The organism is Paractinoplanes globisporus DSM 43857, assembly GCF_000379645.1.
Taxonomy (GTDB): domain Bacteria; phylum Actinomycetota; class Actinomycetes; order Mycobacteriales; family Micromonosporaceae; genus Actinoplanes; species Actinoplanes globisporus.
This window is the reverse complement of sequence record NZ_KB903328.1, coordinates 203,700-225,528: the sequence shown is the minus strand read 5'-3', so window position 1 is coordinate 225,528 and position 21,829 is coordinate 203,700. Positions and strand designations below refer to the sequence as shown.

Below are 21,829 nucleotides of genomic sequence, written 5' to 3'. Positions count from 1 at the left end.
CGGGAATTCAGTCCAGTGCGTGCATCACGTGCTTGATGCGCGTGTAGTCCTCCAGGCCGTACACGGAAAGGTCCTTGCCGTGTCCGGAGTGCTTGAACCCGCCGTGCGGCATCTCCGCGACCAGCGGGATGTGGCAGTTCACCCAGACGCAGCCGAAGTCCAGCCGCTGGGTCATGCGCATCGCCCGCGCGTGGTCCTTCGTCCAGACGCTCGACGCCAGCCCGTACTCGACGCCGTTCGCCCACCGGACGGCCTCGTCCTCGTCGGTGAACTGCTGGACGGTGATGACCGGGCCGAAGATCTCGTCCTGGATGACCTCGTCGGTCTGGCGCAGGCCGGAGACGACGGTCGGCGAGTAGAAGTAGCCGCGGTCGCCCACCCGCGCCCCGCCCGCGTTGAGCACCGCGTGGTCGGGCAGGCGGTCGACGAAGCCCGCCACCCGGTCGAGCTGGCGCGAGTTGTTCAGGGGCCCGAACAGCACATCCTCGTCGTCGGCCGCGCCCGTCTTGGTGGCCCGCGCCTGCGAGGCCAGCGCCGCCACGAAGTCGCTGTAGACGCCGGGGGCGGCCAGCACGCGCGTGGCGGCCGTACAGTCCTGGCCGGCGTTGAAGTATCCGCCGATCGCGATCGCCTCGGCCGCCGCGGCCACGTCCGCGTCGTCGAAGACCACGACCGGCGCCTTGCCGCCCAGCTCGAGGTGGGTGCGCTTGAGGTCGGCCGACGCCGCCGTGGCCACCTCCATGCCCGCGCGCACCGAGCCGGTGATCGACACCATCTGCGGCGTCGGGTGGCTGACCAGCTGCCGGCCGGTGTCCCGGTCGCCGACGACCACGTTCAGCACGCCGGGCGGCAGGAACTCGGCCGCGATCTCGGCCAGCATGACCGTGGTGACCGGCGTGGTGTCGGACGGCTTGAGCACGACCGCGTTGCCCGCGGCGAGGGCCGGAGCGATCTTCCAGACGGCCATCATGAGCGGGTAGTTCCAGGGCGTGACCTGCGCGCACACGCCCACCGGCTCGCGCCGCACGTAGGACTCGAACCCGTTCAGGTACTGCCCCGCCGAGCGGCCCTCCAGCAGCCGGGCCGCGCCCGCGAAGAACCGGATCTGGTCGATCGCCGGCGGCAGCTCCTCGCTGCGGGTCAGGCCGATCGGCTTGCCCGTGTTCTGCGACTCGGCCGCGACCAGCTCGTCGGCCCGCGCCTCGATCGCGTCGGCGAACTTGAGCAGCGCCTGCTGCCGCTCGCTGGGCGTCGTGTTCCGCCACGTCTCGAAGGCCGAGGCCGCCGCCTCCATCGCCCGGTCGACGTCCGGCTTGCCGGAGACGGGCGCGGACGCGAAAACCTCGCCGGTGGCCGGGTCGATGAGGTCCTCGTATCGGCCCTCGGCCGGCGCGGCCGCGGCGCCGCCGATGAAGTTGTGCAGCACGGTCTTGGCGGTCACTCGATCTCCAGACGCAGGATCGGACACTTTCGTGGCCATCCTTCCACTGATTCCGTAGCTGACAAGAGGGTGAACCGACGACTTCCGCGATTTGGCTCAGTCCCGCCGGAAACGCACCGATGGTGGGGGAAGTGGGCTCGCGAGCAACTCTGACCGACACGGCGCGGCTACGACGGCTGCGCGACTGCGGCCTGCTCGACGGCGTCCACAGCGGCACTCTCGATCGGCTGGCCCGCGCCGCCGCCCACCACGTCCGCGCCGCCCGGGCCCAGGTCTCCCTGATCACCGCCGACCGTCGCGTCGTGGCCGGTCAAGCGGGCCCGCCCCTGCCGCATTCCTTCTGCCGCATGGTCGTCGACACCGACGCCCCGCTCCTGATCAGCGACGCCCGCGTCGACGACCGCGTCTCGGGCCATCCCGCGATCGCCGACGGCGTGATCGCGTACGCGGGCTTCCCCGTCCGCGATTCCGAGGGCTATCCGCTGGGCGCCTTCAGCGTCGCCCACGACCAGCCCCTCGACTGGGAGCCCCGCGACCTCCTGCTGGTCGAGGACCTGGCGTCCGCCGCCGAAACCGAGATCTCCCTGCGGGCCGAGGCCGGACGACTGCGCCAGCTCCTCGAGACCCACGGCTTCAAAATCACATTCCCTTGATCGTACGAATCGACGAAAAGTCCCGTGGCGCACGGCGACCTGGCTGCCTGGTCACCCCCGGTGCCGCCCGCGCCGGGCGGGCCCGTCACTCGCGCTTCAACCCGGCACACATTCCGCTGGCGACCGCCGATGGCGCGGAGCAGACTTGGCCGCATGACACAGGCGCAGTGGCCGGGAGCACGGCCGCCGGAAGCGGAGCAGGGGCCGCCCGACCCCGCTGCCGGCGCGGCCGCCCGCCGCCGCGAACGGGAGCGGGACAAACGTGACCGCGACCGGGTCATCCTCACCCAGCCGCCTCCGCCCCCACCCAAGCCCCGGCGCCCCACCCGCGACGACGACGAGCCCGACGCCACCCAGCCCACCGGCGAGGCGGAGTCCGGCGACCGCAGCGACGAGGTCCTGGCCGAGATCGACGAGCTGGTCGAAGGCCGCTGACTGTGCCGCGGCCAGGCGTTAAGGTCTGGTGTGGCCGGTTCCCAGCGAGATCTGTTCGACGTACCGGATGAGGTTGCCTACTTCAATGTGGCCAGCCTGTCCCCGGTGCTGCGCGCGGTCCGCGCCGCGGGCGAGTCGGCGCTGCGCCAACGGGCCCGCCCGTGGGAGATCGGCGAGGCTGACTGGTTCACCGGCGTGGAGCGGCTGCGGGCGCTGGCCGGCCGCCTTTTCGGCGACGACGCCGAGGGCGTAGCGCTGGTACCGGCCACCAGCTACGGCTTCGCGGTCGCCGCCGCCAACCTCCCGCTCGACGCCGGGCAGCAGATCCTCGTCCTGGCCGACGAATACCCGTCCGGCATCTACACCTGGCGCCGCCTGGCCGAACGCACCGGCGCGGGCATCCGCACAGTGTCCCGGGCCCCCGGGCAGTCCTGGACCGAGGCGGTGCTGGAGGCGATCGACGACCAGGTCGGGATCGTCTCCGTGCCCAACGTGCACTGGACCGACGGCGGCCTGGTCGACCTCGAGCAGGTCGCCGCCCGGACCCGTGCCGCCGGCGCCCGCCTGGTCATCGACGCGAGTCAGTCCCTGGGCGTGATGCCGCTCGACGTGCGCTCGCTGCGGCCCGACTTCGTCATCTCGGTCAGCTACAAATGGCTGCTGGGGCCGTTCGGGCGCGGCTACCTCTGGGTCGCCGAGGAGCATCGCGACGGCCGGCCGCTGGAGGAGAACTGGATCGTGCGCGCGGGCTCGGACGACTTCGCCGCGCTCGTCGACTACCGCGACGAGTACGCTCCCGGCGCGCGGCGGTACGACCAGGGCGCGCGGACGTTGTTCGAGGTGACCCCGATGGCCGTCGCCGCGCTGGAGCAGATTCTCGCCTGGGGCCCGGCCCGCATCGCCGCCGAGCTCTCCGCGGTCACCACCGAAATCGCCACGCGGCTGACCGGCGTGACGGTCACCGAACCGCGCGGCCCGCACCTGCTGGGCGTACGCGTCCCCGGTGGGAGGACCGACCGGGTGGCCGCCGCCCTCAAGGCCGAGAACTGTTTCGTGGCGCGCCGCGGCGACGCCATCCGGGTGTCCCCGCACCTGCACACCAACCAGGCCGACATCGACCGCCTAGTGACGACACTGAACGCGAGCCTCTGATGCCCATAGGATCCGCATCGCCCAGCCAGTACCGAGTCGACCTGGCCTACCGGCTGGCCAACCTGGCCGGCCACACTCCCGACACGCACACCAAGACGTGGTTCTTCGACCTGCCCGCCGCCGACTGGGACGAGCTGCTGAACCGCGTCTTCTACGACGCCAACGTGGGCCTGCGCCGCCGGGAGCCCCGCGACGAGAGCTGGCTGGCGCTGGACAGCTACCACGTGAGTCCCGTACCGCTGGACACCATGCTGGCCTGGGACGGCGAGGCCACCACCGACAAGGCCGCCGTACACCTGCCGTGGATCCTGTCCTCCGGCGCGGTGACCTGGGAGTTCACCTCCTGCTACCTGCTGGACGAGGCCGGCCGCTACGACGGGATGACCGGCAACGACTTCTCCGAGCTGATCCTCTACCGAGCCCTGGACGCCGGCCGGACCACCGACGCGCAGGCCCGCGACTTCCTCGACAAGCTGTACCCCGCCAAGGGCGACAAACTGTTCGCCGACCGCCACCAGCGCATGGCCAACCTGGTCGCGGTCCGCCCGAACCCCGCCTTCCGCCGCCCACCCGGCAGCACCCCGTACCTCTCCGGCCCGCTGAGGCCCGCGGACGTCGGGTGACAATGCTCCGATGAACCAGTTCGAAGTGATCGTCGGCGCCGGCTCCTTCCGCTCGGACTCCCCCGGCGCCGTACGTTTCCCCCACCGCTGGACCCCCGAGGGCGTCACGGTCCAGGCCGACTTCACCGGCGCCCACCTGCTGCATCTGGCCGCCGCCGGCTGCGTGCTCAACGACGTCTACCGAGAGGCCGCCACCCTGAACATCCGCGTCGACGGTGTCCAGGTGACCGCGGCCGGCGACTTCGACACCTCGACCTGGACCTCCACCGGCATCGCCTACCACGTGGAGCTGAACTCGCCGGCGTCCCCCGACGACCTGGCGCGCCTCCTGACCGAGGTCGACACCGTGGCCGAGATCCCCCGGGCCATCCGAGCCGGCGCCCCCGTCCACCGCCGGCCGGGTTTTGTCGGACCCCAGCGGTAGCGTCCGGGTCATGGCGTTGTCGAGAGAAGAACGCGAACAATTCCTGGCCGAACCCCACATCGGCGCCCTGTCGGTGGTCGAGCGACCCGACCGAGCCCCGCTGACCGTGCCCATCTGGTACCAGTACGAGCCCGGCGGCGACCTGTGGATTGCGACGGAACCGGGCGCCCGGAAGATGCAGGCGATCCGCGCGGCGGGCCGCTTCGGCATCATGGTCGAGCGCAGCACCCCAACGGCCCGATACGTGTCGGTGCAAGGCCCGGTGGTGGTCATCGAGCCCGGCTCACCCGAACGCTCCCGAGAGATGGCCCAGCGCTACATTCCGCCGGCCCGAGTAGAGGAGTATCTCGAGTTCGAGCGCACGCAGATCGGCGAGCAGGTAATCGTCCACATGCGACCCGAGCACTGGCTCTCGTCCGACCTGGGACCGGCTTGGTGAAGGCACATGCCCAGATCCGGTCGTCCCGGTAACGGCGAACGGCTCGTAGAGCGCATCGATCGCGCACTGGCCGAGCTCACCGAAATCCGGTCAGGCGCCGAGCCGTACCTCCGTCGACTTCGGGAATTCCACGCCGGCGATCCGCCCACCGTGGAGCAGCTGCGAGAAGTCATCGTCGATGTCTCGGCCGATCTCTACCGAGCCGAGGTGGAGCCACCGACACACCTACTCGAGTTCAGCGACGGCGCCTTCGATGTGCTGTTCGACGCTGCGCACGAGCTGACGGTGCTGATGCACGGCCTGTCGCGGTTGACCCCAGCGAACACGAGGGACAACAACTACCACCGAGGTTTCCCGGCGAGAGCCGGCTTCGACAAGGGGCACGCCATGGCGCACGCGCAGGGCGGCCGCGAAGGCGGACCTAACTACTTCCCTCAGGCGCCGCGGGTCAACCGGCGGCTCTCGCCGCTGGGAGGTCTCTGGCGCGACATCGAGTCCTACCTCGCGGCTACCCCCGGCCTGTATTGCTTCGTGCGACTGGCGTACCCCGTCGGCGTCTCCACCGACGTACCCGCGGAGGTCGAGTACGGCGTGGCCGTGGACGGGCAGTTCCGAGTCGTGGTCTTCCCCAACCTGTAGCGAATCCACTCGCATGGATCGTGCCATGAGAATTGCTCCGGCTTTCCAAGCGAAAATTGTTTTGGTGATTGTTCAAGCAACTGGTTGTGCGACTCCGGGCGGGTTTCCGTAATTGGCATGATCCTTCATTGGCGAACGAGGTGCCGGGCGCGCGAGAATAGTTCATGCGGTACCAGCAGCTTCAGTTGTTCACCCGGCCGGCAATCGCTGCCATCCGTGACCGCACCAAAGGGCGTAACCATTCACCGGCGAAAGAGGAATTCCGCCGCGAGCACGCCCGTCGCCGGCGGTGGGGTCTTGCCCGGCGTCACGCGCAGAAGCTGTGCCGGTCGCGCGGCTGCTCCCGTGAATGCGCCGCCCTGGGCCTGCACGACGAGGCCGAGGCCGTCCCGCCGCTGATCTGGCCGGACGAGGCAACCTGCACGCACCGCCCGCAGGCAGCACCCCGTGCCGAGCCCGCACCCCGGGCACAGGCCACCGCTCGGACCGATCCCACACGCCAGGCGGAAACCGCTGCTCAGACCCCGCCCGCACGCCGGACGAAAGCCGCTGCCCAGACCGCACCCGCACGCCAGGTGAAAGCCGCTGCCCAGACCGCACCCGCACGCCAGGTGAAAGCCGCTGCCCAGACCGCACCCGCACGCCAGGTGAAAGCCGCTGCTCGGACCGGGCCCGCACGCCACGTGAAAACCAGTGCTGAGGCCCGACCCGCACACCGAGCGAAAGCCGCTGCCCGGACCGCGCCCGCAGGTCGGGTCGGAAGTCGCGGCTCAGACCGAACTCACGCGCCTGCCCGATACCGTCACCCGGCCGGGCTCCGGTCGCCGCCCCGCGCTCGCCCGGCCGACGAAACCAATCCCGCGGCTCACCCCAGCCGACTCGCCCACGGCCGCATCAAACCACCCTCGAGAAAACGGTTTGTGCGCTTGCCTGAGGAGGAAATAGAGAAGGGAAGAAGAAAGCTCACCTCCATTCACATCGGATCGCGGTGCGCGAATTGCCGTGGTCTTCGCGTCGGACCGATCAGCGGTTCCACGCGGACGGCCGGGGCGACAATCGACGGTGCGGCAGCGATCGAGTGTTGCCGTTACACCAGGGCTGCTCCGGGCGGTCGGTCGCGTAGGCGGGTGGCGTCCTGGCTTGGGGGTGCGCCGAACTGGCGGCGGTATTCGCGGCTGAACTGGGAGGGGCTGTCGTAGCCGACTCGGTGGCTGACGCCGGCTACGTCGTTGGGGTGGGTGGCCAGCAGCAGGCGGGCCTGTTGGAGCCGGATCTGTTTCTGGAACTGGATGGGGCTCATCGCGGTGACGGCCTGGAAGTTGCGGTAGAAGGCGGACACGCTCATGCCGGACAGCTGCGCCACCTCCTCCACGCGGAAGGCCTGTGAGTAGTGGTCGCGGATCCAGCCGACCGCGCGGGCGACGTGGGTGAGACTGCTGTCGGCCAGGCCCAGTTGGCGTACGACCGAACCCTGGTCGCCGGTGATGAGCCGCCAGAGGATCTCGCGTTTGAGCATCGGTGCCAGCACGGCGTGGTCGCGTGGGTGGTCGAGCAGGCGCAGGAGCCGGATGACGGCGTCTAGCAGGTCGCCGGACGCGGTGCTGACGGCCAGGGCCGGTGGTGTGCCGCCGGCGGCGGGTGGGAGATCGCCGGGGGCGGCCTCCAGCAGCAGCTCGGCGATCATGCGGGGGCGCAGGATCAGACCGAACCCGATGGCCGGGACCTCGGTGAAGTGGCCGGTGACCGGCAGGTCGACCGAGGCGATGAGGTACTGCCCGGCGCGGTACTCGTACACGCGATCGCCGAGCGCCAGCCGTTTCGCGCCGCGGGCGATGAGCGCCAGCACCGTGCCGGACGTCGACGACGACGGCGGTTCCGGCTGCTCGACCGCCGAGATCAGGACATCGTCGATCGCGGTGGTCTGGTCGGGCCGCGCGTGACGGGCGAGCAGGGCGCGCAACTCGTCAAGGGCCATGACCCCGATTGAAGCACCCCACCGATGCTCGCCGCAACGAGAGGATCAGGCAAGAGGTCAAGAGCATCGTTCTAACGTTTCCGCAGGTGGAGGTGATTTCCTGGAATGACCGATATCCCAGGAACGAGGAGAATCCCCCATGAGCGTCACCCACGGTTTCCACGCCACCATGACCGCGCAGCCCGGAAAGGGCGACGAGCTGGTCCAGCTCCTGCTCGACGCACCGTCCCTGCCGAACAAGGACTGCGTCGTCTTCCTGGTCGGCCGCTCCGCCGGCGACGCGGACACCGTCTTCGTCACCGAGGGCTGGACCAGCCCGGAGGCGCACAGCCGGTTCTTCGCGACCCCCGAGGCGCAGGAGCTGGTCGCGAAGCTCCAGCCGCTGCTCGCCGGCGAGTCGCAGTACGTCGACGAGGTCCCCGTCGGCGGCAAGGCGGCCTTCTGATGGCCCGCCCCGGAATCGACCCCGAGCTGCGCGCCCTCCTCGCCGACGTCCCGCTCGCGACCGAGCTCACCGCCGAGGCGCTCGCGCAGATCCGCCCCTTCGCCTCGGCGCCGGTCGAGCCCCTTCTCGAGGGTCGCGCCGTCACCCGGCGCGAGATCACCATCCCAGGCGCGGACGGCGTACAGATCCCGTTGTCGATCTTTTCGGCCACAAGGGCCGAACGCTTAACAGCCGCACCGTGCGTCTACTGGATGCACGGCGGCGGGATGGTCATGGGCGATCGCTTCTCGCAGATCGACATCCCCCTCGAGTGGCTCGATCTGTTCGGGGCCGTGGTGATCTCCGTGGACTACCGGCTCGCACCGGAGGCCACCGGCACGACCCTGGTCGACGATTGCTACCAGGGTCTGCTGTGGACCGCCGCGCATGCCGCCGAGCTGGGCATCGACCCGTCCCGCATCGTCGTCGCGGGCGCCAGTGCCGGCGGCGGCCTCACCGCCGGGGTCACCCTGATGGCACGCGACCGCGGCACCCCGGCGATCGCCGCTCAGATGCTGATCTACCCGATGCTCGACCACCGCAACGACACCACCTCGAGCCGGCAGTACTCCGGCGAGCCCGGCGTCTGGACCCGCGAGATGAACGAGTTCGGATGGCGATCCGTGCTCGGCGACCCCAACGGCGGGAACGTGCCCGCCTACGTCTCACCAGCGTTGGCCGACGACCTCTCGGGGCTGCCGACCACCTACATCGACGCCGGCACGGCCGAGGTCTTCCGCGACGAGGACGTCGCCTACGCCACCCGGATCTGGGCCGCCGGCGGCCAGGCCGAGCTGCACATCTGGGCCGGAGGCTTCCACGGGTTCGACGCGCTGTACCCGCACGCACGGGTCTCCGCCGCCGCCCGCCGGACGCGCAACGACTGGCTGGCCCGGGTGCTGAGCCCGGCCCTCGACGCACAGGCGCGCTCAACCAACCAATGAACGGAGAGTCAATCATGCAGGTTGCCATCGTCACCGGGGCCAGCTCCGGCATCGGGCAGAGCACCGCCGTCCAGATCGCCAAGCGCGGAACGGGGGTGATCCTGACGTACCAGGAGAACGAGTCCGGGGCGCGGGACACCGTGGCGGCGATCGAGAAGGAGGGCGGCACGGCCGTCGCGCTACCGCTCGACGTCGGCCGCTCGGATACCTTCGGCGCCTTCCGCGAGGAAGTCGTCGCCGCGCTGCGTGACACCTGGCAGCGGACCACGTTCGACTTCCTGGTCAACAACGCCGGGTTCGGCCAGGCGGCGGCGTTCGGGGACACGACCGAGGAAATGTTCGACACGCTCATGCGGGTACTGCTCAAGGGCCCGTACTTCCTGACCCAGACGCTGCTGCCGCTGCTGGCCGACGGCGGCGCGATCGTCAACACCACCAGCAACGCGGCCCGCTGGTCCGGCCTGGAGCCCGGCTACTCCGCGTACGGCGCCATGAAGGGCGGCCTGGTCGTGCTGACGCGCTACATGGCCAAGGAGTTCAGCCCCCGCGGCATCCGTGTCAACTCGGTCTCGCCCGGTTCGACCCGTACGCGCATCGCCGACAACGCGTTCGAGCGCTATCCCGAGGTGATCCCCGCGCTCGCGGCCAAGACCGCCCTCGGACGGCTCGGTGAACCCGACGACGTCGGCCTGGCGATCGCGGCGCTGCTCGCCGACGAGGGCCGCTGGATCACCGCGCAGGACATCGAGGTGTCCGGCGGCTACAACCTCTGACCCGGTGCCGGCCGGACTGCGCCACTAGGCGACGAATCCCCCGCCGCCGAGGTCGCCCCCGGGTGGTAGAAGCAGGCGGCCCGGCCACCGTCGTCCGCCCCGGGTGCCGGTGATGTGCCACAGGCAGGTCGCGCCCGGCAGCTCGTGGCAGTCGTCCCGGCCGCCGCAGTCGGCCAGATAGTGGCCGCCGCCCTTCACTCCCAGCTCCCGGTCGATGCGGAACAGCAACGGCAGCGCCTCGGGCGGGCAGCCCTCGTCCTCCTGGGCCAGACGCAGGGTGGTGACGAGCCGGGCCGGACGATCCGCCTCGGGTGCCGGAGGGCGCGGAAACGGGCGCCCGAACGCGGCGCCGCAGAACGAGGAGTAGTCGCGGGTATCGCGGACCATCTCGCGCCACAGGTCGTCGACCACGACCGACGGCATGGCCAGGTCGGCCCGGGGGTGGCGGGCGGCCAGCCGGAACCACTGGCGGGCCGCCTCCGCCACGAGGGAGAGCTCGCCGTGCACCAGACTGAATCGATAGCGGACTCCCGCCGAGAACCCGTAGCCGTCGACGACCGCGATCCGTTGCGCGGTTCGCCGATCGCGGATCCGGATCCAGCTCATCCGTCCAGCCTGCGAGCCCCGGCGGCCGCAGTCAATCGATCGTCCGCCGGCCGGCCGTCGGAGAGCAGCAGGCCCAGCAGGGCGCCGAGCAGACACACCGCCGCGGTGGCATAGAAGATCTCGCGGTACTCCGTCTGGAGGGCGACCTTCACCGCCAGCTCGTACGCGTCCAGCCGCTGCTTGTAGACGGCCGGGTCGACCCCGAACGGCAGCGGCGTGTCCAGCCGCGCGGTCAGCTCCTGGAACCGGTGCAGCCCCCAGGCGGTCAGCGCGGCCACGCCGAGGAGCATCCCGACCATGCGGGCCACGACCACGCCCGCCGAGGCGACCCCGTGCTGGGCCGGCGCAGTGCCACGCAACGCGGCGGCGGCCAGCGGGGCGATCACCAGGCCCAGGCCGAGACCGGCCAGCACCAGGTCCGTGTCGAGGCGGGGCAGCACGCCGGCGTACCGGATGGACAGCACGTCGAGGGGCCAGCGGGCGATCAGCACGTACCCGGCGGCGGCGATCAGCAGGCCGCCGGCCGTGACCCACCGGTCGCCCAGGCGGGCGGCGAGCAGGCCACCGGCGATCGCGCCCACCGGCAGCGCGATCAGGAACCGGGAGAGCACCAGGGTGCCGCCGAGCGCGTCCCGGCCGAGCAGCGTCTGCGCCACCAGTTGGACGTCGACCAGCGTCACCATGAGCGCGGCCCCGGCGCAGAAGCTGACGGCCAGCGCGACCAGGAAGACCCGCCCCGGCCGGTCGATGAGGCGGGTGCGGGCCCGGCTCTCCCACACCCCGAACAGCACGAGCAGCACGGCCGCCGCGCCGAGCGTGACCGGGCCCCACGACGGCAGGACCGCGTGCTGCGGATCGGGGTTGTAGAGGCCCACGACCAGCAGCCCCAATCCGGCCGCCAGCAGCGCGCCCCCGACGACGTCGACCCGGGGCCGGGGCCGGGGCGGCGCCGACCGGGGCAGCGCGACCAGGACCGCGACCGCCGCCAGCGCGGACAGTGGCACGTTGATCCAGAAGATGCCCCGCCACCCGATCAGGGCGGCGATCGCGGCGCCGTACAGGGGTCCGAGGACGCTGCCCAGCTCCTGCGCGGCGCCCACCGCACCCAGCGCCGACGCCCGCGTCCGCCCGCTCGCCCACAGGTCGCCGGCCAGCGCCATGGTGACCGGCAGCAGCGCTCCCCCGGCCAGGCCCTGCACCGCCCGCCCGGCGACCAGCAGCGACAGCGACTCGCCGGAGGCGGCGGTGAGGACCGAGCCGACGGCGAAGCCGGCCAGGCAGCCGACGATGACCGTGCGGCGCCCGAGCCGGTCGGAGAGCGAACCGAGCAGCGGCATGCCGGCCACGTAGCCGAGGAGGTACCCGGTCACGATCGGGGTGGCCCGCTCGAGCCGGGTCAGCGGGATGTGGACGTCGCGCAGGATGTCGGTGAGGACGGTGACCACGACGTACGCGTCGAGGGCCGCGAGCAGGACGGTGGCGCTCCCGGCGCCGATCGCCAGGCGCCGGCGGGCGGTCACGGGGCCTTGATGGTGGCCGGCGCGTCGAACTCCTGGAAGGTCACGGTCACCGTGCCCGTCGCGCCGCCCTCTGCCGGCAGCGTGAAGACCGCCTTGTGCAGCCGTTTGTCCTGCTGGCCGATCCACACCTTGCCGGGTACGTCGCCGCTGACCCCGGGGATGATCGTGGCCAGGTCGGCGCCGTTCGCGGTCATGGCCACCCGCCACGCGTCCGTCCCGTCGACCGCCTCGGCCGCCTCGGTCTTCGCGCCGGTGGCGGTGCTCAGCACCTTGGCGATGCCCTTGTCCGGGTCGAGGATGGCGGACGGGTCGTAGACAGTGGCGGCCAGGCTGAGCGGCAGTTCCTGGTATCCGCCGGTCGGGCCCTTGATGTAGATCTTGTCGCCGACGATGACGAAGGTCAGGTCGACGTTCGTGCCGGCCTGCTCGATCTGGGCCGTGCCCTCGGCGTCGCCCTCCCGGGTGAGCGTGCCCTCGGCCCGGCGCAGGCTGAGCCCGGAGATCGCGCCGTCCGCGGTGATCAGGAACTTCGCGGTCTTGATCTCACCCATCGCGGTGGCGGAGTCTTTCAGCAACGTGGCGCCGTCGGGCAGGCTGGCGGTGGAGTCGTCTTTCTTGTCGTCGGAGCTGGTGCACGACGTCACCGCGGCGAGCGCGGTGAGCGCGGCGAGCAGGGCCAGGACGGGCCGGATGCGGAACATAGTGCGGATGCTAGACGGTCCGGGGGACCCACAGGGAAGGGGAACGGACGTGGATGCCGACGCGTTACAAGCAGCCTTGGACCGCCTGGTCGCGCGGGGGGTGCTGAGCCCGGAACAGGCGGGCGCGGTGCGGGCCGAGGTCGCTGTTCCGGCGGCGGCGCCGGCCGGTCCGCGGCGGCTGCTCGGGGAGATCGCCGGCTATCTGGGTGCCTCCTTTGTGGTGGGTGCGACGCTGCTCTTCCTCGGCGAGCAGTGGGATCAGCTGGGTCGCGGCGGTCGCTTCGCGATCCTCGCCGCCATGGCGGCGATCCTGTTCGGCTGCGGCCTGGCGATCCGGTTCCGGTGGGCTTCGCCGGATTCCGTACGCCGGCGGCTGGCCAGCACGCTGATGACCGGCGGGGCGGCGGCCGCCTCGTTCGCCGTGTACGTGCTGACGTCGCGGGACGACGGCATCCCGGTCGCGGCCGCCGTCGCCGGCCTGGTCGTGGTGGTCGCCGGTTACCTGCTGGCCCGCAGCGCGCTGGGCCAGATCGGCGCCGCGGTGGCCGCGTTCGCGGTCTGCGCCGCCCTGCTGGACCTCGGCGATGCCGCACACGCCTGGACGCTCGGCCTGAGTTCGCTGGCTCTCGGCGCCGGCTGGGCCGCGCTGGCCGGGTGGCGGGTGGTCACCGAGCGGCGCGTGGGCCTGGCGATCGCGGCCGGGTTCGGGCTGCTCGGCGCGCAGTTGATGGTCATCGACGACGTCGACCCGCTCGGCTACGTCCTCACGGCGCTGGTGGCCGCGGGCTGCTTCGCCGCGTACACCCGGATCCGGGATTGGGTCCTCCTGGCCGGCGGCGTCGCCTGCGCGACCCTGGTGGTGCCGGAGTTTCTCTACGACGTCACCGAGGGCTCGCTCGGCGCCAGCGGCGTCATGCTGGTCGCCGGGGTCACGCTCCTCGCCGGCAGCCTGGCCGGCCTGCGGATCCGCCGCCATCCCGCCGAGATCGGCTGAGCCGCGGGCACCCCGGTGGGCGGGCGCGACGAGCGCGCCCGCCGGCCTGTCACTGTTCGCGGATCTCCCAGGGAGTGCCGTACTCGACGAGCTTGCCGAGGAACGGGACCGGGTCGAAGGCTTCCGGGCCGAGCACCCCGCTGCCCTGCCAGGTCCCTGAGGACAACAGCTCGAGGGCGACGATCGGGTTGACCGCGGTCTGCCAGACGACGGCCTGGGCGCCGTACTCCGACATGGACCATTCGTTGTCGACGAGGTGGTAGAGGTAGACCTCGCGCGGCTCGCCGTCCAGGCCCAGCCCCGTGACCACCGTACCGGCGCAGGTTTTGCCGGTCATTTTGTCGCCGAGCGTGGCGGGATCGGGAAGCACGGCCGCCACGACGTCACGCGGGGAAACCGTCGCGGCTCCCACGTGGACCGGGTCGGTGCTGTCCAGGCCCAGCTTGTGCAGGGTGCGCAGGACCTCGATGAACTCGGAGCCCAGGCCGTACTTGAAGGTGACCTTGCCGGCGTCGACCCAGCGCGGGATGAGCAGGACCTCCTCGTGCTCCACGTGGACGCACTCGACCGGGCCGATGCCGCCCGGGAAGTCGAAGACCTCGGGCTCGCTGAGCGGGACCGTGGTGTACCAGCCGCGGTCCTTCTCCCAGATCACCGGCGGGTTGAGGCATTCCTCGATGGTGGTCCAGACCGAGAAGGACGGCGCGAAGTCGTAGCCCTCGACGACCAGGTTGCCGCCGTCGCGGATGCCCACCTCGTCGACCCGGGAGAACAGGTGGTCGGCGGCGTAGCGGGCGAAGATGTCGGAGAGGCCGGGCTCGACGCCGATGCCGACGAGCGCGAGCCGGCCGGCGGCCTCCCAGGACGGGGCCGCGGCGAACTGCGCGTCGCCCAGCTTCTCGCCGGTCAGGCGGTACGGGTCGGTGGGGTGGGGGTGCGACAGCGACATCGCCATGTCGAGGTAGTCGGCCCCGGCGGCCAGAGCCCCCTCGAAGACCGGCAGCACGAAGCGCGGGTCGACCGCGTTCAGCACGTGCGTGATGCCGTGCTCCCGGCACAGGTCCGAGATGGCGGCGGAAGACGAGGCGTCGACCTGAGCGGCGACGAAGCGCGGGTCGGCGACGGCGTCGACCGCCCGCACCGCCCGGTCGAGCGAATAGTCGGCGACGACGAACAGGGTGAAGAACGAGCGGCGTGCGGCTATGCCGGCCGCGGCGGATCCGACACCGCCCGCACCGACAACCAGGACGCGCATGAGAAACACACCTTTCACACAAAACGGATGCACGATCACTGAAACCGTGCCCCAAGAGCCTCGACGCCACCGAAAAGCTTGTCAAGGGCGATCAACTCTGCGATAAACGCAGGAGTCAGCGACGGCGGAAGGATCCGCGAGTGAGTGATGTGATTGCCCTGCACCCCCACCCGGGGAAGAATCGCGGAGTGACGGCGGACCTGGCTCTGGATCAGATCAACAAGCAGATCATCGAGCACCTTCAGCGCGACGGGCGGATGTCGTACGCGACACTCGCCAAGGAGATCGGCCTGTCCGAGGCCGCCGTCCGCCAGCGGGTGCAGCGCCTGCTCGACGGCGGGCTCATGCAGATCGTGGCGGTGACCGACCCGCTCACGCTCGGCTTCGCGCGGCAGGCGATGGTCGGCCTCAAGGTGAACGGCGACCTGCGCCAGATCGCGGACGAGCTCGCCGCGGTCCCCGAGGTCGACTACGTCGTGATCTGCGCGGGCGGCTTCGACCTGCTGGTCGAGCTCGTCTGCACCGACGACGAGCACCTGCTCGACCTGCTCAACGAGAAGGTCCGGCCGATCAAGGGTGTCACCTCCTGCGAGACGTTCATGTACCTGAAGCTGGCCAAACAGACCTACGCGTGGGGAACCAGATGAGCGCACCGTCCTACTGGCTGCACACCCTCGGCCCGGTCACGCCGCGCCCGCCGCTCGCCGGCGACCGCGACGCCGACGTGGCCGTCGTCGGGGGTGGCTACACCGGCCTGTGGACGGCGTACTACCTCTCCCGGCTGGCACCGCACCTGTCGATCGCGGTCCTCGAGGCCGAGTATTGCGGCTTCGGCGCGTCCGGCCGCAACGGGGGCTGGGCCTCGGGCCTCTTTCCGGTCTCCGAGGAAAAACTGACCCGGAGGTACGGCCCGGAGCGCGCGTCGGCGATGCATGCGGCATTGGCGGGCGCGGTCGACGAGGTCGGCCGGGCCGCCGCGGCCGAGGGCATCGACTGCGACTACGCGAAGGGCGGAACGATCACGCTGGCGCGTACCCCCGCGCAGTTGAAGCGGGCCCAGAGCGCCAAGGGCTTCATCGGCGCCGGCGAGGCGAGCGCGATCTGCGGCGCGAACGACGTCCTCGGCGGCATCTACAGCCCCGACTGCGCCGCCCTGCACCCGGCGAAGCTGGTGCGCGGCCTGGCCGCCGCCGTCGAGAGGCGCGGCGTCGCGATCCACGAGGGCACCCGCGTCCGCCGCATCGCCCGCGGCCTGGTCGAGACCGACCACGGCACGGTCAAGGCCGGCACGGTCGTCCGCGCCCTCGAGGGCTACACGGCCCGCCTCGCCGGCCACCGCCGCAACCTCGCCCCGGTCTACTCCCTGATGATCGCCACCGAGCCGCTGTCCGCCGCGGAGTGGGACCGGATCGGCCTGCGCCGCCGCGAGACGTTCAGCGACGAACGCCACATGATCATCTACGGCCAGCGGACGGCCGACGACCGGCTCGCGTTCGGCGGCCGGGGCGCGCCCTACCATTTCGGCTCGCGCATCGAGCCCGGCTACGACCGGGTCCCCGCGGTCTTCGACAACCTGCGGGACACCCTCACCGAGATGTTCGGCATCCGGCCGGAGATCGCCTACCGCTGGGGCGGCCCGCTGGGCATCCCCCGCGACTGGATGCCGAGCGTGGGCCTGGCCGACGGCATCGCGTGGGCCGGTGGCTACGTGGGCGACGGAGTGGCGGCCGCCAATCTCGCCGGGCGTACCCTCGCTGATTTGATCTCGGGCACCAAGAGTGACCTGACCACCCTGCCGTGGGTCGGTCACCGCTCCCGGCGGTGGGAGCCGGAACCGATCCGCTGGCTCGGCATCAACGCGGCCCTGCACGCGACGAACCTGCGCGACGCGCTCGAGCGCCCGCGAGTGTAGACAGTGGACTAGGCTGCGCGGATGAGCGAGGCGCAGTACGACTTCGACACCAGCGTGGCCCATCCCGCCCGGGTCTACGACTATTGGCTCGGTGGTAAGGACAATTTCGAGGCTGACCGTAAGGCCGCCGAGGAGGTCATCGCCGTCCGCCCGAGCATCCTGTATGACATCCGGGCCAATCGGGAGTTCCTCGGCCGGGCCGTGAGCTGGCTGGCGTCGGTGGCCGGCATCCGGCAGTTCCTCGACATCGGCACCGGCATCCCCGCGGCGGGTAACACGCACCAGGTGGCGCAGCGGATCGACCCCGCCGCCCGGATCGTCTACGTCGACAACGACCCGATCGTGCTGGTGCACGCCCGCGCCCTGCTCACCGGCACCGACGCCGGCGCGACCGCGTACATCGACGGCGACCTGCGCGACCCGGCCCCGATCCTGGCCACGGCCCGCCGGACGCTCGACTTCGACCGCCCGATCGCGGTGCAGCTGATCGGCGTCCTGCACCTGATCGCCGACGAGGAGAACCCGAAGGCCATCATCGACGAGCTGATGGCGGCCGTGCCCGCCGGCAGCTACCTGGCCATCACCCAGCCGGCCAGCGACGTGAACGCCGAACAGGCCGCCGCCGGCGCCCAGCGGTACAACAGCAAGGTCGCCACCAAGCAGACCCGCCGCACGCGCGAGCAGACCGCCGCGTTCCTCGACGGCCTGGAGATCGTGGAGCCCGGCGTAGTCCAGTGCCACCGCTGGCGCCCCGAGCCCGGCGCCGACGTCTCCCGCGAGGTAAGCGGCTGGGCCGCCGTCGCCCGCAAGCCGTAGCGGTAGCGCGCCGCGACGCCCCGCGAGCCTTCGCAAGCCGCCTCGCCCGCCAGCCGCAGCGGTAGCGCGCCGCGTCGCCCGCCAACCGTAGCGGTAGCGCGTCGCGCCGCCTCGCCCGCAAGCGATATCGGGCGCGACGCCCGCAAGCCCAAGCCGCCGCCGTCGCGCAGAAGCCTGCGGAAATTCCGGCGACAACTCCGCGTTCGCCGTGTCACGCTGACCGTATGACCAATCGCGTGCAGTTCGGCCGGCCCCCGACGGTGGCCTGACCCTTTACGCGTTTCGGCCGCCCTCCGGGGCGGCCGTTCTTGTTTCGGCCTTCTCCGTGGGCGGCTTCCGCTCATTTTCCCGAACGAGGAGAAGACCGTGACCCACCTCAGTCCCGACGCCCTTGCCCGCGAGCTGGCGATCACCGACCTCACCGAGCCGGCCCAGGCGCCACACGCCATGCCGCGGCTGGTGTCCTCGATCCTGCGTGCCGCCACGGCCCGATGGCCAATGGCCTGCCTGTTGGTCCATCGTGGTGAACGCGTGGTATCGGTGTCTGACAATTACGACCGTCTCGGCTACGCCCCGTCGGCAAAGGCGCGCGACGCCCGCTACACCCGCTATGTCGACGCCGACCAGATGCTCCGCTCGCAGACCTCGGCCCTGATCCCCGGCGCCCTGCGGCTCCTCCCCGACACCGGCGACGCCCTGATCGCCTGCCCCGGCATCGTCTACCGCCGCGACGCCATCGACCGCCTGCACACCGGAACACCCCACCAGCTGGACCTGTGGCGCCTGACCACCGGCCCGGCCGACCTCCGCGAGCTGGTCGGCACCGCCCTGGACGCCGCCCTCCCCCACGTTCCGTGGCGCACCAGCCCGGCCGATCATCCCTACACCACCGGCGGCCTCGAGATCGAGGCCCGCGCCGACGACGGCACCTGGGTCGAGGTCGGCGAGTGCGGCTACGCGGCCGCCCACGTCCTGCGCCGCCCCGGCGTCACCGGCCTCGCGCTGGGCCTGGGCCTGGACCGCCTGCTCATGCTCCGCAAGGGCATCGACGACATCCGCCTGCTGCGCTCCCCCGACCCCCGCGTCGCATCCCAGATGGCCGACCTGACCCCCTACCGTCCGGTCTCGTCGCACCCCGCCGCCCACCGCGACCTCTCGGTAGCCCTCCCCGCCGACGTCACCGCCGAGGACCTGGGCGACCGCGTCCGCGACCTGCTGGGCACCGACGCCACCCTGGTCGAGGAGGTCACGATCCTCTCGGTGACCCCGGCCGCCGCCCTGCCCCCCACCTCCCGCGACCGCCTGGCCCTGCGCGACGACGAGGCCAACGTCCTGCTCCGCGTTGTCCTGCGCGACCTGCACGGCGCCCTGCCGAAACGACGCGCCAACGCTCTCCGCGACCGCCTTTGGACCGGCCTGATGGGCGATCGCGACCCGACCGGCGCGGCGCCGGTCGACGCGACCCAGGCCGGCGCGAAACCTGCGCGGCGCGGCGGCCCCGATCGACGCGGCGCGGATCGGGGGCGGTTACGGTCGGCGCAACCCCGGCCGACGCGGGTGACCTGATCGACACGGCGCAGGTCGGCACGGCCCTGCCTGGCCCGACCGCGGATCGAGACGGCGCCCGCCGGCGCGACCGGCGACCAGCGCGGGTGACCCGATCAACACGGCGCAGGTCGGCACGGCCCTGCCTGGCCCGGCCGCCGATCGAGACGGCGCCCGTCGGCGCGACCGTCGACCGGCGCGGGTGACCCGATCAACACGGCGCGGCCCTGCGCGACGCGCCGGCACCGATCGGCGCGACGCCGGGCGGTTCGGCGACATCGGTCGGCGCGGCAAGGTCGTGAGGTGAGCCGCCGCGGCGCCCGGGGGGGGCAACCGCGGCGGCCCTTCTATCAGGAGTGGAGCACGGAGCTGTACAGGCCGGCCGCCCGCCGGTTGTCGCCGGCGGTTTGGGCCTGGTCGGCTGCGGCCAGCTTGGCCGCCCAGCCGGCGCCGCCTCGGCCGGCGATCACGCGGGCCTGCGCCGCGTCGCGCAGCTGGTCCAGCTGGGAGTGGCCGCCGCCGGTGCGCAGGCCCCAGCCGAACGGGTAGAGCGGGTGGTAGTTCTTGTCGCCGACGTTGATCGGCACCTGGTCGACGGACCTCGGCCAACTCACCGAGAGCCGCCCGGTGAACGGCCGCTTGCCGAACAGCACGTCGGCCACGCCCGCGCCCTCGCTGCCGGGCAGCCAGGAGGCGACCAGCGCGTCGATCTCGCCCAGCTGGTCGGTGACGACCTGCGGGCGGCCGGAGACCAGCAGCACCACGCACTTCGGCACGGCCGCACAGACCCGGTCGACCACGGCCTTGTCGCCGGGCTGCAGGGTCATCAACTTTGGCTCGTTCTGAGCGGGGGTGCAGAAGTTGCATTGCGGGCCGCCGACGTCGCCGAAGCCTTCCGCGTACGGCGTCTCGCCCACGACGACGACGCCGACGCTCGCGCCGTTGGCCGGCGCCGTGCCGTCCTCGCTGAACGTGACCTTGGCCGACGGGGCGACCTGGTGGATGCCCTCGAGGATCGTCGTGCCGGGGATGGCGTCGCCCGAGCGGCCCTGCCAGTCGATGGTCCAGCCGCCGGCCTGGTTGCCGATGTTGTCGGCGTTGCGCCCGGCCACGTAGATCGAGGCGTTCTTGCGCAGCGGCAGCACCCCGCCGGAGTTCTTCAGCAGCACCTGCGACTCGGCCGCGGCCTGTCGCGCCACGGCCCGGTGCGCGGCGCTGCCGACGTCGGCCACGTGGTCCGGCGACGCGTACGGGTGCTCGAAGAGCCCGAGCTCGAACTTGGTCCGCAGGATCCGGCGCACGGCGTCGTCGATGCGGGACATGCTGACCCGCCCGGCCGTGACCTCGGCCTTGAGCAGCGTCTCGAACCGGCCGGCCGTGTTCGGCTCCATGAACATGTCGATGCCGGCGTTCACGCCGGTGCGCACCTGCAGCGCGGTCGGCCGCGGGTCGGTGGACGGGTCGGGGATCTGGTGGATGCCCTCCCAGTCACTGATCACGAAGCCGTCGAAGCCGAGCTTGCCCTTCAGCGTGCCGGCGATCAGCTCCTGGTTGGCGTGCATCTTGATCGGGTTGCCGACGCCGTCCTCGGTCCAGTCGACGCTGGAGAACGAGGGCATGACGCTGCCGACGTCGTGCTTGTCGATCGCCGCCACGTACGGCGAGAGCGCGAGCCGCGCGAAGTCGGCCCGGTTGGTGATCGTAATGCCCTGGTCGATCTTGTAATCGCCGACGGCCGTGCCGTACGTCGTGTCGCCGTCGCCCGCGTAGTGCTTGGCGGTCGCGAGGATGCCGCCCTTCTGCAGCCCGTCGATCGCGGTCTCCATCTTGATCGTCAGGCCCGGGTCCTCCGAGAAGCTCTCGTACGCCCGTCCCCAGCGCTCGTCACGGGAGACGCAGACGCAGGGCGCGAAGTCCCACGGGATGCCGGTGGCCCGCACCTCGGACGCGGTGGCCCGGTACGCGGCCTCGACCAGGGCCGGGTCGCGGGTCGAGCCGAGCCCGACGTTGTGCGGGAAGACCGTGGCGCCGTACACGTTGCCGTGCCCGTGCACCGCGTCGATCCCGTAGATCATCGGAATCTTCAGGGGCGTGCTCAGCGCGTACGACTGGAAGGTGTTGACCATGTCGACCCAGGCCGCGGGCTCGTTCGGGGTGGGCACCGACCCGCCGCCGGAGAGCACCGAGCCCAGCCGCAGCGTCGCGATCTGGCTGGGGTCGCCGGTGACCGCGCCCCGTTCGGCCTGCGTCATCTGGCCGATCTTGTCGTCCAGCGTCATCCGTCGCATCAGGTCCGCGACCCGCTTGTCGATCGGCCGGTGGGAGTCGAGATACACCGCGCCGCGCGTGTCCACGGTGGACGTGGCGTAGGCCGGCATGGGCAGCAGAATCAACGCGAAGATGCCCGCCGCGTACGAAATGAGGGGCTTTTTGATTGGTCGCACGCCATTTCTCCTCACTGTGACAGAGGGGGCTTGCCTGACCTCACTCGCTCGATA

Annotated in this window: 22 protein-coding genes; 15 read left to right on the top strand and 7 right to left on the bottom strand. The window is 71.5% G+C overall.

Annotated features, from left to right (window positions below):
* Window positions 1-7: 7 nt before the first annotated feature.
* Entirely contained in the window at window positions 8-1,480 is a 1,473-nt protein-coding gene (locus A3CQ_RS0138145) for a gamma-aminobutyraldehyde dehydrogenase (RefSeq protein ID WP_085944358.1), read from the bottom strand.
* Window positions 1,481-1,572: 92 nt separating this feature from the next.
* On the opposite strand from A3CQ_RS0138145, the gene A3CQ_RS0138140 reads away from it, so the two are divergent.
* The 7 genes from A3CQ_RS0138140 (at window position 1,573) to A3CQ_RS55530 (ending at window position 5,806) form a co-directional block, all read left to right on the top strand.
* Window positions 1,573-2,094 carry a GAF domain-containing protein gene (locus tag A3CQ_RS0138140; RefSeq protein WP_020516232.1) on the top strand — a complete coding sequence of 174 codons (522 nt, stop codon included), beginning with the start codon at window positions 1,573-1,575 and terminating at the stop codon, window positions 2,092-2,094.
* A gap of 153 nt (window positions 2,095-2,247) precedes the next feature.
* A complete protein-coding gene (locus tag A3CQ_RS0138135) occupies window positions 2,248-2,529 on the top strand; it encodes a hypothetical protein (protein WP_020516231.1) in 282 nt (93 codons plus the stop codon).
* 30 nt (window positions 2,530-2,559) lie between these two features.
* Entirely contained in the window at window positions 2,560-3,681 is a 1,122-nt protein-coding gene (locus A3CQ_RS0138130; protein WP_020516230.1) for an aminotransferase class V-fold PLP-dependent enzyme, read from the top strand.
* Window positions 3,681-4,304, top strand: a complete 624-nt coding sequence (locus tag A3CQ_RS0138125; RefSeq protein ID WP_020516229.1) for a hypothetical protein — start codon at window positions 3,681-3,683, stop codon at window positions 4,302-4,304. Before A3CQ_RS0138130 ends, A3CQ_RS0138125 begins: the two co-directional genes overlap by 1 nt.
* Window positions 4,305-4,314: 10 nt before the next feature.
* Entirely contained in the window at window positions 4,315-4,728 is a 414-nt protein-coding gene (locus tag A3CQ_RS0138120) for an OsmC family protein (protein ID WP_020516228.1), read from the top strand.
* 10 nt (window positions 4,729-4,738) lie between these two features.
* On the top strand, window positions 4,739-5,167 hold the full coding sequence (locus tag A3CQ_RS0138115) for a pyridoxamine 5'-phosphate oxidase family protein (protein WP_026206670.1): 429 nt from the start codon (window positions 4,739-4,741) through the stop codon (window positions 5,165-5,167).
* 6 nt (window positions 5,168-5,173) lie between these two features.
* On the top strand, window positions 5,174-5,806 hold the full coding sequence (locus tag A3CQ_RS55530) for a hypothetical protein (RefSeq protein WP_020516226.1): 633 nt from the start codon (window positions 5,174-5,176) through the stop codon (window positions 5,804-5,806).
* Window positions 5,807-6,893: 1,087 nt separating this feature from the next.
* Here A3CQ_RS55530 and A3CQ_RS0138105 read toward each other — a convergent pair.
* Window positions 6,894-7,781 carry an AraC family transcriptional regulator gene (locus A3CQ_RS0138105; protein WP_020516225.1) on the bottom strand — a complete coding sequence of 296 codons (888 nt, stop codon included), beginning with the start codon at window positions 7,779-7,781 and terminating at the stop codon, window positions 6,894-6,896.
* Window positions 7,782-7,920: 139 nt separating this feature from the next.
* Here A3CQ_RS0138105 and A3CQ_RS0138100 point away from each other — a divergent pair, with 139 nt between their 5' ends.
* From A3CQ_RS0138100 to A3CQ_RS0138090, 3 genes are read left to right on the top strand one after another with little or no spacing between them, the layout of a single operon-like run.
* Window positions 7,921-8,226, top strand: coding sequence for a putative quinol monooxygenase (locus tag A3CQ_RS0138100; RefSeq protein WP_020516224.1), 306 nt, complete (start codon window positions 7,921-7,923; stop codon window positions 8,224-8,226).
* A complete protein-coding gene (locus A3CQ_RS0138095) occupies window positions 8,226-9,209 on the top strand; it encodes an alpha/beta hydrolase (protein ID WP_020516223.1) in 984 nt (327 codons plus the stop codon). The genes A3CQ_RS0138100 and A3CQ_RS0138095 overlap by 1 nt, the downstream gene beginning before the upstream one ends.
* 14 nt (window positions 9,210-9,223) lie before the next feature.
* Window positions 9,224-9,982, top strand: a complete 759-nt coding sequence (locus A3CQ_RS0138090) for an SDR family NAD(P)-dependent oxidoreductase (RefSeq protein ID WP_020516222.1) — start codon at window positions 9,224-9,226, stop codon at window positions 9,980-9,982.
* Window positions 9,983-10,006: 24 nt separating this feature from the next.
* Here A3CQ_RS0138090 and A3CQ_RS60285 read toward each other — a convergent pair whose 3' ends face one another.
* Genes A3CQ_RS60285 through A3CQ_RS0138075 form a run of 3 tightly spaced genes read right to left on the bottom strand, consistent with a single transcriptional unit; the run spans window position 10,007 to window position 12,809 of the window.
* The gene (locus A3CQ_RS60285) at window positions 10,007-10,588 is read right to left on the bottom strand and encodes a UCP032817 domain-containing protein (protein WP_020516221.1); all 582 of its coding nucleotides are present in this window, start codon (window positions 10,586-10,588) and stop codon (window positions 10,007-10,009) included.
* Window positions 10,585-12,108 (bottom strand): MFS transporter, encoded by a 1,524-nt coding sequence (locus A3CQ_RS55515; protein WP_020516220.1) that lies wholly within the window; start codon window positions 12,106-12,108, stop codon window positions 10,585-10,587. The genes A3CQ_RS60285 and A3CQ_RS55515 overlap by 4 nt, the downstream gene beginning before the upstream one ends.
* The gene (locus A3CQ_RS0138075) at window positions 12,105-12,809 is read right to left on the bottom strand and encodes an LppX_LprAFG lipoprotein (protein ID WP_020516219.1); all 705 of its coding nucleotides are present in this window, start codon (window positions 12,807-12,809) and stop codon (window positions 12,105-12,107) included. The genes A3CQ_RS55515 and A3CQ_RS0138075 overlap by 4 nt, the downstream gene beginning before the upstream one ends.
* 49 nt (window positions 12,810-12,858) lie before the next feature.
* Here A3CQ_RS0138075 and A3CQ_RS0138070 point away from each other — a divergent pair, with 49 nt between their 5' ends.
* Entirely contained in the window at window positions 12,859-13,803 is a 945-nt protein-coding gene (locus tag A3CQ_RS0138070; protein ID WP_157296821.1) for a DUF2157 domain-containing protein, read from the top strand.
* Window positions 13,804-13,852: 49 nt separating this feature from the next.
* Here the strand turns inward: A3CQ_RS0138070 and A3CQ_RS0138065 are convergent, their stop codons facing one another.
* Window positions 13,853-15,058 (bottom strand): saccharopine dehydrogenase family protein, encoded by a 1,206-nt coding sequence (locus tag A3CQ_RS0138065; protein WP_020516217.1) that lies wholly within the window; start codon window positions 15,056-15,058, stop codon window positions 13,853-13,855.
* A 149-nt stretch (window positions 15,059-15,207) separates the two neighbouring features.
* On the opposite strand from A3CQ_RS0138065, the gene A3CQ_RS0138060 reads away from it, so the two are divergent.
* The 4 genes from A3CQ_RS0138060 (at window position 15,208) to srmL (ending at window position 19,352) form a co-directional block, all read left to right on the top strand.
* A complete protein-coding gene (locus A3CQ_RS0138060; RefSeq protein WP_370657637.1) occupies window positions 15,208-15,705 on the top strand; it encodes an Lrp/AsnC family transcriptional regulator in 498 nt (165 codons plus the stop codon).
* Window positions 15,702-16,970 carry an NAD(P)/FAD-dependent oxidoreductase gene (locus tag A3CQ_RS0138055; RefSeq protein WP_020516215.1) on the top strand — a complete coding sequence of 423 codons (1,269 nt, stop codon included), beginning with the start codon at window positions 15,702-15,704 and terminating at the stop codon, window positions 16,968-16,970. The genes A3CQ_RS0138060 and A3CQ_RS0138055 overlap by 4 nt, the downstream gene beginning before the upstream one ends.
* A 21-nt stretch (window positions 16,971-16,991) precedes the next feature.
* A complete protein-coding gene (locus tag A3CQ_RS0138050) occupies window positions 16,992-17,786 on the top strand; it encodes an SAM-dependent methyltransferase (protein ID WP_020516214.1) in 795 nt (264 codons plus the stop codon).
* Window positions 17,787-18,152: 366 nt separating this feature from the next.
* A complete protein-coding gene (gene srmL, locus A3CQ_RS0138045) occupies window positions 18,153-19,352 on the top strand; it encodes a PheS-related mystery ligase SrmL (RefSeq protein ID WP_020516213.1) in 1,200 nt (399 codons plus the stop codon).
* 329 nt (window positions 19,353-19,681) lie between these two features.
* Here srmL and A3CQ_RS0138040 read toward each other — a convergent pair whose 3' ends face one another.
* Entirely contained in the window at window positions 19,682-21,775 is a 2,094-nt protein-coding gene (locus A3CQ_RS0138040) for a glycoside hydrolase family 3 protein (protein ID WP_020516212.1), read from the bottom strand.
* Window positions 21,776-21,829: the final 54 nt, after the last annotated feature.

Coding starts and splice junctions, on each gene's coding strand:
- A3CQ_RS0138145 (WP_085944358.1), bottom strand. CDS start 1,480: ATGGCCACGAAAGTGTCCGATCCTGCGTCTGGAGATCGAGTGACCGCC.
- A3CQ_RS0138135 (WP_020516231.1), top strand. CDS start 2,248: ATGACACAGGCGCAGTGGCCGGGAGCACGGCCGCCGGAAGCGGAGCAG.
- A3CQ_RS0138125 (WP_020516229.1), top strand. CDS start 3,681: ATGCCCATAGGATCCGCATCGCCCAGCCAGTACCGAGTCGACCTGGCC.
- A3CQ_RS0138120 (WP_020516228.1), top strand. CDS start 4,315: ATGAACCAGTTCGAAGTGATCGTCGGCGCCGGCTCCTTCCGCTCGGAC.
- A3CQ_RS0138115 (WP_026206670.1), top strand. CDS start 4,739: ATGGCGTTGTCGAGAGAAGAACGCGAACAATTCCTGGCCGAACCCCAC.
- A3CQ_RS55530 (WP_020516226.1), top strand. CDS start 5,174: ATGCCCAGATCCGGTCGTCCCGGTAACGGCGAACGGCTCGTAGAGCGC.
- A3CQ_RS0138105 (WP_020516225.1), bottom strand. CDS start 7,781: ATGGCCCTTGACGAGTTGCGCGCCCTGCTCGCCCGTCACGCGCGGCCC.
- A3CQ_RS0138100 (WP_020516224.1), top strand. CDS start 7,921: ATGAGCGTCACCCACGGTTTCCACGCCACCATGACCGCGCAGCCCGGA.
- A3CQ_RS0138095 (WP_020516223.1), top strand. CDS start 8,226: ATGGCCCGCCCCGGAATCGACCCCGAGCTGCGCGCCCTCCTCGCCGAC.
- A3CQ_RS0138090 (WP_020516222.1), top strand. CDS start 9,224: ATGCAGGTTGCCATCGTCACCGGGGCCAGCTCCGGCATCGGGCAGAGC.
- A3CQ_RS60285 (WP_020516221.1), bottom strand. CDS start 10,588: ATGAGCTGGATCCGGATCCGCGATCGGCGAACCGCGCAACGGATCGCG.
- A3CQ_RS0138075 (WP_020516219.1), bottom strand. CDS start 12,809: ATGTTCCGCATCCGGCCCGTCCTGGCCCTGCTCGCCGCGCTCACCGCG.
- A3CQ_RS0138065 (WP_020516217.1), bottom strand. CDS start 15,058: ATGCGCGTCCTGGTTGTCGGTGCGGGCGGTGTCGGATCCGCCGCGGCC.
- A3CQ_RS0138055 (WP_020516215.1), top strand. CDS start 15,702: ATGAGCGCACCGTCCTACTGGCTGCACACCCTCGGCCCGGTCACGCCG.
- A3CQ_RS0138050 (WP_020516214.1), top strand. CDS start 16,992: ATGAGCGAGGCGCAGTACGACTTCGACACCAGCGTGGCCCATCCCGCC.